15 protein-coding genes are annotated in these 12,883 nt (G+C 48.6%); all 15 read left to right on the top strand.

Annotated elements, in window-relative coordinates; genetic code table 11:
* The gene (locus L1F29_RS21715; protein WP_258384133.1) at nucleotides 1-780 is read left to right on the top strand and encodes a pseudouridine synthase; all 780 of its coding nucleotides are present in this window, start codon (nucleotides 1-3) and stop codon (nucleotides 778-780) included.
* Between the two features lie 91 nt (nucleotides 781-871).
* On the top strand, nucleotides 872-1,669 hold the full coding sequence (locus L1F29_RS21710) for a Cof-type HAD-IIB family hydrolase (RefSeq protein WP_309252325.1): 798 nt from the start codon (nucleotides 872-874) through the stop codon (nucleotides 1,667-1,669).
* Between the two features lie 618 nt (nucleotides 1,670-2,287).
* A complete protein-coding gene (locus L1F29_RS21705; protein WP_258384132.1) occupies nucleotides 2,288-2,854 on the top strand; it encodes an HAD-IA family hydrolase in 567 nt (188 codons plus the stop codon).
* A gap of 173 nt (nucleotides 2,855-3,027) precedes the next feature.
* The gene (locus L1F29_RS21700) at nucleotides 3,028-3,387 is read left to right on the top strand and encodes an NUDIX hydrolase (protein WP_258384131.1); all 360 of its coding nucleotides are present in this window, start codon (nucleotides 3,028-3,030) and stop codon (nucleotides 3,385-3,387) included.
* A gap of 197 nt (nucleotides 3,388-3,584) precedes the next feature.
* Nucleotides 3,585-4,199, top strand: a complete 615-nt coding sequence (locus L1F29_RS21695) for a hypothetical protein (protein ID WP_258384130.1) — start codon at nucleotides 3,585-3,587, stop codon at nucleotides 4,197-4,199.
* Between the two features lie 128 nt (nucleotides 4,200-4,327).
* Nucleotides 4,328-5,077: a metallophosphoesterase family protein gene (locus L1F29_RS21690; protein ID WP_258384129.1), complete on the top strand. Its 750-nt coding sequence runs from the start codon at nucleotides 4,328-4,330 to the stop codon at nucleotides 5,075-5,077.
* A gap of 147 nt (nucleotides 5,078-5,224) precedes the next feature.
* Entirely contained in the window at nucleotides 5,225-5,668 is a 444-nt protein-coding gene (locus L1F29_RS21685; RefSeq protein ID WP_258384128.1) for an arginase family protein, read from the top strand.
* Nucleotides 5,669-5,685: 17 nt separating this feature from the next.
* Entirely contained in the window at nucleotides 5,686-6,132 is a 447-nt protein-coding gene (locus L1F29_RS21680; protein ID WP_258384127.1) for a GNAT family N-acetyltransferase, read from the top strand.
* Nucleotides 6,133-6,285: 153 nt separating this feature from the next.
* The gene (locus tag L1F29_RS34490; RefSeq protein ID WP_373876558.1) at nucleotides 6,286-6,369 is read left to right on the top strand and encodes a putative holin-like toxin; all 84 of its coding nucleotides are present in this window, start codon (nucleotides 6,286-6,288) and stop codon (nucleotides 6,367-6,369) included.
* 410 nt (nucleotides 6,370-6,779) lie between these two features.
* Complete coding sequence (locus tag L1F29_RS21675; protein WP_258384126.1) at nucleotides 6,780-7,304, top strand: hypothetical protein; 525 nt, start codon at nucleotides 6,780-6,782, stop codon at nucleotides 7,302-7,304.
* Nucleotides 7,301-7,957 (top strand): phosphate starvation-inducible protein PhoH, encoded by a 657-nt coding sequence (locus L1F29_RS21670; protein WP_258384125.1) that lies wholly within the window; start codon nucleotides 7,301-7,303, stop codon nucleotides 7,955-7,957. The genes L1F29_RS21675 and L1F29_RS21670 overlap by 4 nt, the downstream gene beginning before the upstream one ends.
* Nucleotides 7,954-8,559, top strand: coding sequence for a hypothetical protein (locus L1F29_RS21665; RefSeq protein ID WP_258384124.1), 606 nt, complete (start codon nucleotides 7,954-7,956; stop codon nucleotides 8,557-8,559). The genes L1F29_RS21670 and L1F29_RS21665 overlap by 4 nt, the downstream gene beginning before the upstream one ends.
* 41 nt (nucleotides 8,560-8,600) lie before the next feature.
* The gene (locus L1F29_RS21660; protein ID WP_258384123.1) at nucleotides 8,601-10,244 is read left to right on the top strand and encodes an ABC transporter substrate-binding protein; all 1,644 of its coding nucleotides are present in this window, start codon (nucleotides 8,601-8,603) and stop codon (nucleotides 10,242-10,244) included.
* Nucleotides 10,231-11,229, top strand: a complete 999-nt coding sequence (locus tag L1F29_RS21655) for an ABC transporter permease (RefSeq protein ID WP_258384122.1) — start codon at nucleotides 10,231-10,233, stop codon at nucleotides 11,227-11,229. The genes L1F29_RS21660 and L1F29_RS21655 overlap by 14 nt, the downstream gene beginning before the upstream one ends.
* Nucleotides 11,226-12,881, top strand: a complete 1,656-nt coding sequence (locus L1F29_RS21650; protein WP_258384121.1) for an ATP-binding cassette domain-containing protein — start codon at nucleotides 11,226-11,228, stop codon at nucleotides 12,879-12,881. Before L1F29_RS21655 ends, L1F29_RS21650 begins: the two co-directional genes overlap by 4 nt.
* Nucleotides 12,882-12,883 lie beyond the last annotated feature (2 nt).

The following is a 12,883-nucleotide window of genomic DNA, read 5'->3' as shown; positions in this document are numbered from 1 at the left end:
ATGGCAAAAAGAATGCGGCTGGACAAGCTGCTTGCTAATATGGGGTTCGGAACAAGAAGCGAAGTAAGAAGAGCTGTCAAGCAAGGCTTGGTCACGGTGGATAGCATACGTGCCAAAGATAGCGGACAGACGCTCGATCCGGAGACGGCTGTTGTTGTCTATAATGGAGAAAAAGTCGTATATCGCGATGTTATCTATCTCATGCTCAATAAACCGCAGGGCGTTATATCCGCTACGGAGGATACACGCGACCGGACGGTCATCGATTTGTTGGAGCCGAGCGACCGCGTGCTGGAGCCGTTCCCAGTTGGCAGGCTGGATAAGGATACCGAGGGGCTCCTATTGATAACGAACGACGGTCAGCTTGCGCATGAGCTGCTATCGCCTCGCAAGCATGTGCCCAAAATCTACGAAGCGGACGTACTCGGCGATGTTGGCGAAGAAGATATCCAAGCATTCGAGGCTGGCGTGACATTGGATGACGGCTATAAGACGCTGCCGGCCAGATTGGTCATTGGAGAGAAACGGACAGAAGAGCCGTCTGCCGTAATATCCCGGATCTCATTAACGATTCATGAGGGGAAATTCCATCAAGTAAAGCGGATGTTTGAAGCCGTGGGGAAGAAGGTTGTCTACCTTCGCCGTGTTGCAATGGGTCCGCTGAAGATCGACCCGGAGCTTCCGCTCGGTTCGTACCGGCCATTAACCGAACAGGAGCTAGATGAACTGATGGCGATACGTGATGAGAAACAGGCTGCGAAGACAGGGAAGCAAGATTAGGATCAAGATGTTCAATACATCTGCGTTTACAATAATATTCTGACTTTCAGATAGATGGTAGTTGGACTGATGGAAAGCGGGGAAGAACAGCATGGGATTGAATTATGACATCATTGCATTGGATGTAGATGGAACGCTTCTGACGGATGCGCATGTGCTGACTGCCGAAACGCGCGATGCCGTGCGCGAAGCGGCGCGGCTTGGCGCTGAGATCGTGCTATGTACGGGCAGGGGGCCGATGAATACAATCCCTGTTCTTGAAGAGCTGGGTTTGTCCGGTACGATCATTACCCATAATGGAGCAGCTACAATCGATGCTGCGAGCAGGAATGTCTTGCATCAATTTGATATGGACAACGCCGAGCTGGAGAAGTTCATAAACTTCTGCCGGGAAGGCAATCATCACTTTGATGTGAATACAGCCTTTGATCTAATGGTATTAGGTGAGATTCCTCCCAACGTGGCGGCCATGTACAGCGGATATAAAATTACTCCGATGCTCCGGGATAATGCCTTGCCGCTTCCTTCGGGTCTCGTGAAATTTACCGTGTTCGGCGAGAAGGAAGCGATGGATTCGGTTGAATTGGCCTGGGACGGTTGGACGCATGGACTGCAGCATATCCGCAGCGGAGACTTCTTCATCGATGTACAGCATCCCCAGGTAAGCAAGGGTGATGCGCTCAAGCAGCTGGCAATGCTGCGCGGCGTAGAGCCACAGCGGGTGATGGCGATCGGGAACTACTTCAACGACGTGGGGATGCTCACGTTCGCGGGTCTGGGTATTGCAGTAGCAAACTCGCCTGATGGCGTGAAGTCGGCAGCGAATGCATTAACGCTGTCGAACGAAGAGAATGGCGTAGCACATGCGCTTCACACTTATGCCTGGTGAAAATGTAAATAACGGAATGCAAAGCCGCCGAAGGAAACCCTCGGCGGCTTTGCATTAACTTTTATAGATGCTCAGTACATACTCTCCGGGAAACGATGACCGGCAGAATAGTATACGAGCTGCCGTTATTCCGTCATGGCCTCCTACACCGGATATGCAAATTCCTCCCAGACTTGCTTTCCGGCGCCGTGCTGTTTACCTTTGCTGCCAGGTCTTTGGCACTCGGTATACGGTAGTATATGTTTCTCGGGGCGTTGTGACAGGGACATATATCTCGGTGGACCTATAATTGGGCAATCATCCGGCCTGCAATTGCAGTCATTCGTGACGCCTGTACGTGAGCGATCTGCCGGGGAAGGCCATTTGGCGCTGTTGAATGATGATTGATTGGCCGCCGCTTCATCAATATGGTATGTGGATGACTGCCTCCTTTTGATAGCAATATGAATGGATGCACAAGGAAGATGAAGGAAGTGTGTCGAAATTAAGGATAAAGTCTTGAAGAGATATGTATATTCAGTTCGTATGACCATTGATTAAGGGCTGCAGGATAGCTGCTGCATGAAACTGTCAGTGAATATCGGAGACGAGAAATCAGAGAATAGCAGGTGACCGGCATTGCATATCTTATGGGATTTCGATGGTACCTTATTTGATACGTATCCAGCCTATACCAAAATTTTGAAAGACGTGTTAGAGGTAGAGATCGAGGACAACGACATCTTTTCTAATCTGAAAATATCATTTACCCACGCGGTACGGCACTTTAAGCTCTCCGAACGTCAGATCCAAGAAATATTTAGACGGGAGTCCGAATTAGTACCCGAGCAAACCCCGCCATTTCCTGATGTTGAGCTCATTCTGCAGACCGCCGGAAAAAACGTCATCATGACGCATAAAGCCCGCTCAGAAGTTGTGGAAATTTTGAATTATTATGGGTGGGGAAACTATTTTGCCGATATCGTCGCAGGAGACGATGGTTTCCCGAAGAAGCCGGATCCGGCTTCGTACATACATTTGCATAATCGGCATCGGGTCGATCTGATTATCGGTGACCGGGAAATTGATATTTTGCCAGGGAAAGCGCTTGGCATACAAACCTGCCTCTTCCAGAATGACGCACCGGGTGCGGATTATTACCTGTGGGCATATAAAGAATTCGATCAGCACATTCGTTTGAAATAACCTTTGCAGCGTACAATCAGAACGGCAATAGATATCTCGGCCCACCTGTAGACAAACAAGAAGGGCTAGAAGAGTTGGATGTTACGCTCTCCAATACCCTTTTGAAGTAGCTGTATACCAGACGTTAAATAGACTTGGTCTCATATAGGAAGAATGATGGAGGCAAACCATGTATGTTAACGTTTATTACCGAAGTACCGACTGATCGACCTGTAAGCGGCGTTCATTGCGTTCCTGTATTGAGCGACGGAAATCTGGTTCTGGTCTGGGATAAAGAGGAGCAGGTGCTGACAACAATTGGTGGCCGATTAGAAGAAAACGAATCGCTGTTCGATGGATTGAACCGTGAGGCGATGGAAGAAGCGGGAATCGAATTAATGGAGGAAAGAATGCCCTTTGCCAGCTGGTATTGGGAGGAATACGATACCTATCGAATCTATTTTCTAACCCGAGTAAAGAGATTCATCGAAATGCCGAAGGACTTCGAAAAGACAGGCTATGTAATTACAAATTTTGAACTGCCATTGCAATGATCCAAAAAATTGAAGGCAGACAAGAACGGATCGAAATCATTAGAAGAGCAGGTGTCTTGTCTCTTCCTGGGGGATGAGATTATTCAGAAGACGGCATATTGGCAAACGCCGCTATTAAATTCGACCGGAAGATCACAACGATATCGATCTCATACTCATGGGCAGATTTGTTTAACTAGGGGGCGCAATTACTAGAGATGGGAACAAAATTTGGAAACCTGCATATACGAACGTCGAATATTGATGATGTGATAACTGCACTTACAGAGCTTGCTGCAGATAGAAAAAGCATCTCTCGCGAGTCTAGCAAAACAGTTCAGGAGCTCGATGGATTTGAAGCACTTCTGCAGCAAGCGCAGATGTCACGTCATCTATTTTATCTCAATGTTCGCAATGGCTGGGTTAGCGTATTGAATGACTGGTTTAGTTGGGGTGAGGTGGAAGAATTCGGTGAAGCTTTATCAAGCTATGTATCAGATCCGATTTTGACTTGTTCTTGCTTCGATGAAGACATACTCGAAATCAATGTTTACCGGAATGGCGAATCATTAACAGGACATACATGGTATTCAGGCTCCTTGGAAGAGGATTACGGTATGGAGATGAAGGAAGCGGATATATCCGTTCTAACTGAGCTTCTTGGACATGATCACTTCGCATCGATCCAGCATGCACTGAATACCGAGGGTATCGAACAAGCTGTCGCTATGTTTGAAGCCATAACAGGCGTTCAACTTTGGTTATCCTCCGATTGGTTTGATGATATAGGAGAGGAAATTCAAAGTAAGTATACAACGATTGATTTGAATTGATAATACTCCATTGTGAGGTTATCGAAGCTCAAGTTTGGGATGATGATGTTACAAGCAGATTTATGAAGTGATGCAACCTGGCTTAGCCAACTATAGTGACAAACAGGAGTGACAAACAGGAGGTCCTGATGAGATTAGCTGTTATATCGGATACGCACGGGAATGCCACGGCATTGGAAGCGGTCATCCATGACCTGAGCGATCAGAGCCCGGACGCCATAGTATGCCTCGGGGATATCGTGATGCGCGGACCGCAGCCGAGTGAATGTATTCATATGGTAAAGTCATTGAAACCGTTGGCGGTTATTCGCGGAAATTACGATGATAAGTTTACGAGATTCCCGGAGCCAGGATGGGTCCCGGCCACTTATAAGCAGGAGCTCGTCTTGCGGGCGTATGAATATGATTGTGAACGAATCGGCAAGGAGGATCAGGCGTGGCTAGCCAATCTTCCTGTGGAGTTATCCTGCGAGTTTGAAGAAGTTCCTACGGAAATGTATCATGCAGGACCGAACACGCTCGTCAATATCGTATATCCTTGGGCCACACTAGATGAGCTGGATACGCTGTATAAACATGAGAATACCAAGCTGGTCTTATATGGCCATGTACACCATGCTTATGTAAGACAAGGCAAAGGAAGGCTGCACGTCAACTGCGGCAGTATCGGTTTGCCGTTCGATGGCGATAACCGGGCTAGCTATGCCATTGTAGATTTTAAGAAGCGTGATATAGCGGTTCAATTAAGAAGGATTACCTATGATATCGAGTCGGCGCTTGCAATAGCAAAAGCCCGCAGCATGCCTGACATTGAAGCTTTTGAATATGCGCTGCGTTATGCTCGTTATCCATATGATGCGTTGAAGCAGCTCACATAGCCTTTCGGGAAGTGGAATCCCGCTTGAATGCCTTGAGCCTGCAGAGGGGCTGGCGATGTACCCGTCGGCAGGGAAATTCAAGAGCTGCTAGAACAGAATGAGACCGTTGAAGCGGTAAAATGGTATGGAGATCTGTTATATGACCTGGTGATAAATGCCTTCTTCTCCAAGCGTACGCCTCTCATTCTAGGAGGGGATCACTCTATTTCGATCGCAACGATATCAGCGGCGGCCGGCTACGTAAAAGAAGAGCTTCAATCCGACAAGTTAGGCGTAATTTGGGTGGACGCCCATGCCGATTTGAGCGACTGGGATCACGGGAAGCTTCACGGCAAAATCGCAGTGATTCTGCTTGGTTTGGGCTCGCATGAGGATCTTATTAACATGGGCGGCTTCTCTCCGAAGCTGCTTCCCCAACATCTGATCTATATCGGCTTGAGCGACTTAATGCCGAATGAATACCGGATCTCGCAGTCGCCCAAGTTTATCGGAGCTGATTTTGTTGAATTTAGCCCTGAAGATGTCATTTTGCATAATACGAACGAATTAACGATTAAACTAATCGACGCGGCTATGGGATATCGAATGTGAAGACGAGGTGATTCGAAATGGAAGATTTCGTGCTGAAGCAAGCAGGAATGGACAATATCCATGCACTTACAGAAATGAATCAGGAATTGATCATTGATGAGCAAAGCGAAAATCCAATGAATTACACGGAGTTATATAATAGAATGACGGAATTCTTGAACAATGATTGGACAGCCATGCTGCTCCTATACAAGGGCGAGATGATCGGATATGGATTGTATCAAGAACGCAGGAAAATATTCGATCCATCCAAAGCGGAGATTTACTTAAGACAATACTTTATTAAGAGGCCGTTTAGGGGATTAGGATTGGGGAGAGAAGGGATCCGCAAATTAAGAGCCGAAGTCTTCCCGAATGCGGCGGTCTTAATCATCGATGTGCTGGAACTAAATCAAGCAGGCCGTAGATTCTGGGAAAGCGTTGGTTTCAGACCGTATTACACGAATATGAAGCTGCAAAATTAAGCCATCCGCATGATCTTCCCGCTGGGATCATGAAGTTCGAATGCAATTATTTGTAATCGCTTACAAACAAATGTTCTTTTATTGTATTTATTAGGCATATTATATATTACAGCAGACCGGCTTTGTAGGGGTGGCAGGACGGGAGGTGAGAGCATGAGCGTAAATGATGCGTTAGCCCTAATGATATCGTTCGCCACCTTGGTCGTTGCGATGCTTGCTTTCCATAATAAGAAATAGACCCTCTGGTGAAAGAAAAGGTCTACTTCTTACCATTCGAACAATACCCTTTAAAGTTGGCTGTTGTACCGGGAGTCGGCTGCCACCGGCTCCTTTTTGGTACACAAAAATATAGTATTCGGCACGGATTCGAATTATGCGTTTCGTGCAACGTTTTAGAGACGCCCCCGACTACAATAAAAAGTGTCCGGAAAGGATCGGCGGCTAGCTTCATCGGCGACAATGGTGCGGCGGTAACGGATTTCTCGGTTATGACGGCAGACAAGCTGATCAGCATGTCCATTTCCCATCTAGGCTCGGACACAAAGTTGTCAAAAGAGCAGTCAAAACTAACATCTAATTGATATTGATAATTATTATCAGTTATAGTATGATCTATCACAGAACAAAACAACAGGGAGTGTACATTGATGACAACCATCCAAGTCAGAGATCGAAATGAAGTTTTGACCTTGCAATTTTCCGAGCTTCGCAATTATCACGGCAATTTGGCCCCTATGGCTATTGCAGTAGGGTTTCGTGTCCTGCAGGCGGCTTTTCAAGAACTATACGGCAATGAAGCGCCAGACAGAAAGAGCCTTTCCATTCGCTCGGGACATGGCGGTCCTGGGTTTCGCGATGCCTTCGAATTCGTGACCAGAGCTGTTACTAGAGGCGCATATGCGGTGGATGTTGACTATCCGGTTGCGCAATACGATCCATACCGCCCGCAATCCTATGCGTATGTTATTTCGGACGATAAAGGCGCTGCAGTCGAAGTCGCTTTGAAGGAAAACTTCTTGCCGGCAAAGTTTTACGACTATCTGAAAAAAGGCAGAGAAGAAACGATGACTTCTGAGGAATACGAGGATAACGAGCAGTTGAAAAGCATTCTGTGCGATCGCGCTCTTGCCCTTCCTCAAGATGAACTGCTCGAGGTTAAACGATTGTCATGAGCCGACGACTAACACCGCAATCAGCTGATTTTCTGCTGCTGGATTCCGGGGCGGCCTTTAGCGGAACTTCTGTACATAACGGACATGCCGATCCAAGTACCAAGATGCTCGATCAATACGATCTGCCCGGCTATGATTTGGAGAATGCCAATCATAAAATTCTCGTCATGGATGAGTTTATTGATCAAGAGCTTATGATGGAGCAGAAGGACAAGATCAAAGCATTCCTTGACCGAGGCAACATTTTATTCTTCGCCGGTCATCTGTTCAGAGATTGGATTCCGGGTGCATCGATGTTTGTTCCGAAAACCGTTACGAGCTATCTCGATTATGTTGTGACGATTCAGGAGCATCCCATATTCGATGGTGTGACATCGGAAGATATTACGTACACTCGTGGCGTTGCGGGGTTTTTCTGCAGAGGCCATCACCCCATTCCGGAAGGAGCGGAAGTACTGCTGGAGCTGACAGGCGGCATTCCGATCACGTACATTGACCGGACCAGCACGAATGGAACGATCCTGCTGCACGCAGGACGTAATCTGCTTAAAAGCCGCGATACCGGCAATTCATCGGGCAGAATCGGGGAGCAGCTCTATAAGTGGTTATATGAAGAGCATGAGGCGATTCGAATGAGAGGGGTGCAAGCATGAGGAAGATTGCCGTCCTATATTCCGGAAGCGCCCACCAGCATCGTTCTTTTACAGATCCCAAATTTGCAGCCTATATTACGGAACTGATCTATTTGCCGAGAATAACCGAGCATGATTTGCATGCTTATGATGTGCTTATTGTTCCTTCTCAGCTGCATCAAGGACAAGTTACGGCCAATATGGAGCGATTCAATGATTTTCTGGCTCAAGGCAAGACAATCGTCGCTCTTGGCGCTCAACATCAAAGCTGGTTTCCGGCCCATAACTGGGAATCCCGTACGGTCAATTTCTGGTGGTGGAGAGAGAAGGATGCGAGAAGCGGTCTTGTACTCCAGCAGCCGGAGCATGATTTGTTCCGCTACATCACGCTCGAGGATGCGACGTGGCATTATCACGGTGTGTTCTTTCCAACCGGAGAGGTGGAAACGCTCATTAAGATCGAGAATGACGGCGCTATTTTATATATCGATAAGGTAACTACGCCGGGTACATTAATTATGACAACGCTCGATCCGGAATATCATTACGGTTCGTATTTTATGCCGGCTACGGAACGTTTTCTTAACGGATTTATTCCATGGTTGGCCGAAGGAACATTATAGTAAATAACAGGTCATATCGTCAGCATGAGGAGTGAAAGTAGATGCGTAAAAGGATTAAACCAAGTATTGTAATCTCGTTACTGTGTTTAGTGATGGTGGCGACTGCTTGTTCAGGCGGGAGCAGCGCGGGCGATGAGAAGGATCGCTCTTCCAATGATACGGCTAAGCAGACTGAGAAACCGGCTGAAGGAACGGCAAAGACGGTTGATATGGTGAGAATAGCGGGAAGCGACGTCGGTTACCCGTCCCCGTTCGCCTTCAGTCCGTCCGGCCCATTCGGTTATTTAAGAAACTCCCTGATGTTCGATACGTTAACGTGGAAGGATGATACAGGTGTCATTCCATGGCTGGCGAAATCGTGGGAAATTTCCGCAGACGGCCGGACCTACACGTTCAAGCTGGAGGAAGGCGTCAAATGGCATGACGGGGAAGCATTTACGGCGGATGACGTTGTATTCAGCTTTAACTACTACAAGACCTATCCGTTTAACTGGAACGGGGATATCGGTCAAATCAAATCAGTGGAGAAAATCGACGATTCGACCGTAGCGTTTCATTTGAACAATCCATTTGCGCCGATGCTGAGCGATCTGGTCGGTATTGTGCCGATTATTCCTCAGCATATTTGGGAGACGGTTACGAATCCGATCGAATACCGGGATGAGAAGGCGCTGGTCGGGACAGGTCCATATCAGCTGGCGGAATATGATGCGGTTGCAGGTCAATATCTGTTCAAAGCCAATGAGAACTTCTTCAAAGGTCAGGTTATCGTCAAGGAGCTTGCCTTCGTCTCGGCGGCAGACAAATTGCTAGCCCTGCAAAATGGCGAAATCGACGCCACCTACACAACGAACTATGGCGATGTGCAGACGTTGGCGGATGCCGGTTATAAATCGATTAAGAGCGAGCCGGCCGGCAGTATCGTAAGGCTTTCCTTTAATCTGGAGCATCCTCAATTAAGCGATAAACGATTGCGCCAAGCACTTGCTTACGCTATGGATCGTGCGGAAATTTCCCGGAAAGTTTCAGGTGCGGAGCCAATGGTGGGCAATGCCGGGGTCGTGCCTACGGATTCGCCATGGTACAACAAGAATGTGAAGCAGTACGAGTACAACCCTCAGGAAAGCGAACGTATTCTGGATGAGCTGGGTTATGTGAAGAATGACAGAGGGATTCGCGACGGATTGAAGCTCAGCTTGATGACCTCATCCAACAAGCAGGATTCCATTATGATTCAAGAAATGCTGAAGAAGGTCGGGATCGAGTTGAACCTCGTTCATCTGGATTCGGCTGCCTTCACGGTGGCGCTTGGCGAGAATAAATATGATATGGCGCTCTCCGGTCATGTCGGGGCAAGCGGCGATCCGGATTTCTTGCGCCTGTGGTTCTCGGGTAAGGCAAGCAATATGTGGTCCGCACGCGGCAAGAGCGTCGACCTGGAACAATTCCATGAGATTGCGAAGCTGCAGATGCAAGAAATGGACGAAACGAAGCGTAAAGCATATATCGACCAACTGCAGGATATTTTGGCCGAAGAATTGCCTACGTTAGCCATTTACCATCGTCCGTTCTACCACATTCATAATCCGAAAGTATTCGATAATTGGAAAAACACCTACGGCGGTATAGCAGACGGGATGCCGCTTTGGGAGAATAAGGTGTTCCTGATCGATGTCAAAAAATAAGAAGTACTGGTCCTACCTGCTCGTACTGCTGTTCGTATTATTGTTGAACTTTTGGCTTCCCCGGTTTCTACCGGGGGGGCCAGTTGAATATATTGCGGGCGGCGGGGAAGAGGGCGCTGTTTTTTTGACGGAAGCTCAGAAGGCTGCCATGCTGGAATATTACAATCTGAATGATTCTTTAGGCGAGCAGTTCGTTAAATACGTGAAGGGCATCTTTACCTTAGATTTCGGCATGTCGATCAGCCATAAAGCTCCGGTGGTTGACGTTATTATGGAGCGACTGCCGTGGACTCTGCTTATTGTTGGCCTAGCGACTCTATTCTCGATTGCGATTGGCCTTATGATCGGATTATATTCGGCATGGCGTCATCCCGGCAAAATCGACCGCAGTTTATTCCTTTCTATGCTTAGTCTAAGCTCGATTCCGGAATTTCTGCTCGGTATGATACTGCTCATCACATGTGCCGTTAAGCTGCAATGGTTCCCGCTAAACGGCGCGAAGACGGCATTCCTTCGAGCCGACGGATGGCTGGCTCCGGTGCTGGATATTGTCCAACATGCCGTTCTTCCCGCATTGACGTTGACGATCGGAAGCGTGGCGAGTTTGTATTTGCTTATGCGCAACGAATCGATACGGGTGAAGAAGGAGTCCTTCATTGAGTTTGCGTCCGCGAAGGGGCTCGGGCCAAGAGCGATTGTCGTGAAGCATATTGCCCGCAATGCGGCATTACCGCTTATTACGCTGATCATGATCCGTATGAGCGGATTGCTAGCCGGCTCAATTCTGGTCGAGACGGTATTTGCCTATCCGGGCATCGGGAAGCTGCTTCAAGAGGCGATATTGGGCAGAGATTATCCGCTCTTGCATGGACTGTTTCTGATGATGACGTTATTTGTCCTGCTGCTCAATTTAATCGCCGATCTTATCTATCCCAGGCTTGATCCAAGAATTCGAAATGCCGTGAATCGGGGTGAGGCAGCATGAAGCTGACAGGATCGCAGCGTTTTGGCATTATACTATTTGGCCTATTTGTCCTGATCGCCATCTTCGCACCGATGCTGACACCCTATTCGCCGTCTCAGATCGATAGCGAACGATTGCTGCCGCCGTCGAAGGAGCATTGGCTCGGGACGAACAGTATCGGTCAGGATATATTCAGCCAGCTGGTGTACGGTGCCCGGACGACGATGTTTATCGGACTCATGGTCACGTTGATCAGCACCGCTCTCAGCGTTGGTCTGGGGCTGCTTGCCGGATATTCGAAGCATTTCGATCCGGTTCTGAACGGCATCGCGAACATGATCTTGGTCCTGCCTTCGCTGCTGCTTATTCTAGTAGTTGCATCCTTCACGGGCGGAGGAACGTGGCAGTTGATTCTAACGCTTGGTTTGCTTACTTGGCCGGGCTATATGAAGCTGATTCGCGCATCCGTATTGTCCCTTAAAGAAAGGGAGTTTGTTAAGGCGGCTCAGCTGTACAACGGAGGAACCTGGCATATTCTGTCGAAGCATTTACTCCCCTTTATCGGGCCTCTCGTTCGAACCAAGCTCGTTATCGCCTTTCAGTCAGCCGTTGCGATGGAGGCCAGCCTTTCTTTCCTGGGCATCGGAGATCCAAGTTCCGCTACGTGGGGCAAAATGCTTCAAGAAGCGTTCTCGCGCACGCAGACGTTTATAACGGATGCCTGGCAATGGATGATTGTGCCGCCCGCGTCAGCCATTATGCTCGTGACGGTTGCCCTGGCTTTAATGGGGGAGAGCAGCAAATCAGCAGGACGATATGTTTCCTTGCGGCCGAAGCAAAGCCGACTGATTAATGTCAAGGAGATGAAGGCATCATCGGGTTGTGAGGAGCCGTGCACCGTGGACACGGCCATCGGCTGTCATCTGGCTTCCAACGACATGCCGGCTGCTATTTCCGTGCGGAACTTGACTGTCCGGTATGGCGAGACAACGATTATTCATCCTGTCTCTTTCGATGTCGGGCAAGGTCATATCACAGCGTTAATCGGCGAGTCCGGATCAGGGAAGACGACGATGGCCCGTACGATTTATGGACTGGTTCCGGAAGCAGCCGTAACAGGTGACGTGCTGATCGATGGCCATCCGATCTATCGGGACGGGAAGGCTTGCACGATGCAGCGCTGGGTAGATGCCGCCTACATTTTTCAAGACCCGCGGAGCAGCTTCAACCCGATCATGACGATCGGCGATCAGTTCTATGAGGCGATGCTGCTGCACACGAAGAAGGAAGATAAGCGGAACGCGGCAATTGCAACGTTGAAGGAAGTGCAGCTGGATGAAAGAGTGCTTTCCTGCTACCCGCACGAGCTTAGCGGAGGCATGCTGAGCCGGGCGTTAATCGCGCTGGCATTGGTAAATAAGCCTAAAGTGCTCATCGCCGACGAGCCGACGAGCGCGCTCGATCCGATCGTGAAGCGAGAATTATTCGATTTGCTTTGCCGTAAAGTGCGGGAACATCAAATGACCTTGCTGCTCATTACTCACGACATCGCTGCCGCCGTACATATCGCCGATAACGTCATTGCGCTGGACGGGGGCAAGATGCTGCAGGAAGAGCAGAAGCGGGCCTACATCCAGAAGAGCAGGAATGTGTACAAAGAAATCGCCGTTTAAGG

It is taken from the genome of Paenibacillus spongiae (assembly GCF_024734895.1).
GTDB lineage: Bacteria > Bacillota > Bacilli > Paenibacillales > Paenibacillaceae > Paenibacillus_Z > Paenibacillus_Z spongiae.
This window is presented reverse-complemented; position numbering and strand designations above follow the sequence as displayed.

Coding starts and splice junctions, on each gene's coding strand:
- L1F29_RS21715 (WP_258384133.1), top strand. CDS start 1: ATGGCAAAAAGAATGCGGCTGGACAAGCTGCTTGCTAATATGGGGTTC.
- L1F29_RS21710 (WP_309252325.1), top strand. CDS start 872: ATGGGATTGAATTATGACATCATTGCATTGGATGTAGATGGAACGCTT.
- L1F29_RS21700 (WP_258384131.1), top strand. CDS start 3,028: ATGTTAACGTTTATTACCGAAGTACCGACTGATCGACCTGTAAGCGGC.
- L1F29_RS21695 (WP_258384130.1), top strand. CDS start 3,585: ATGGGAACAAAATTTGGAAACCTGCATATACGAACGTCGAATATTGAT.
- L1F29_RS21690 (WP_258384129.1), top strand. CDS start 4,328: ATGAGATTAGCTGTTATATCGGATACGCACGGGAATGCCACGGCATTG.
- L1F29_RS21680 (WP_258384127.1), top strand. CDS start 5,686: ATGGAAGATTTCGTGCTGAAGCAAGCAGGAATGGACAATATCCATGCA.
- L1F29_RS34490 (WP_373876558.1), top strand. CDS start 6,286: ATGAGCGTAAATGATGCGTTAGCCCTAATGATATCGTTCGCCACCTTG.
- L1F29_RS21675 (WP_258384126.1), top strand. CDS start 6,780: ATGACAACCATCCAAGTCAGAGATCGAAATGAAGTTTTGACCTTGCAA.
- L1F29_RS21670 (WP_258384125.1), top strand. CDS start 7,301: ATGAGCCGACGACTAACACCGCAATCAGCTGATTTTCTGCTGCTGGAT.
- L1F29_RS21665 (WP_258384124.1), top strand. CDS start 7,954: ATGAGGAAGATTGCCGTCCTATATTCCGGAAGCGCCCACCAGCATCGT.
- L1F29_RS21660 (WP_258384123.1), top strand. CDS start 8,601: ATGCGTAAAAGGATTAAACCAAGTATTGTAATCTCGTTACTGTGTTTA.
- L1F29_RS21655 (WP_258384122.1), top strand. CDS start 10,231: ATGTCAAAAAATAAGAAGTACTGGTCCTACCTGCTCGTACTGCTGTTC.
- L1F29_RS21650 (WP_258384121.1), top strand. CDS start 11,226: ATGAAGCTGACAGGATCGCAGCGTTTTGGCATTATACTATTTGGCCTA.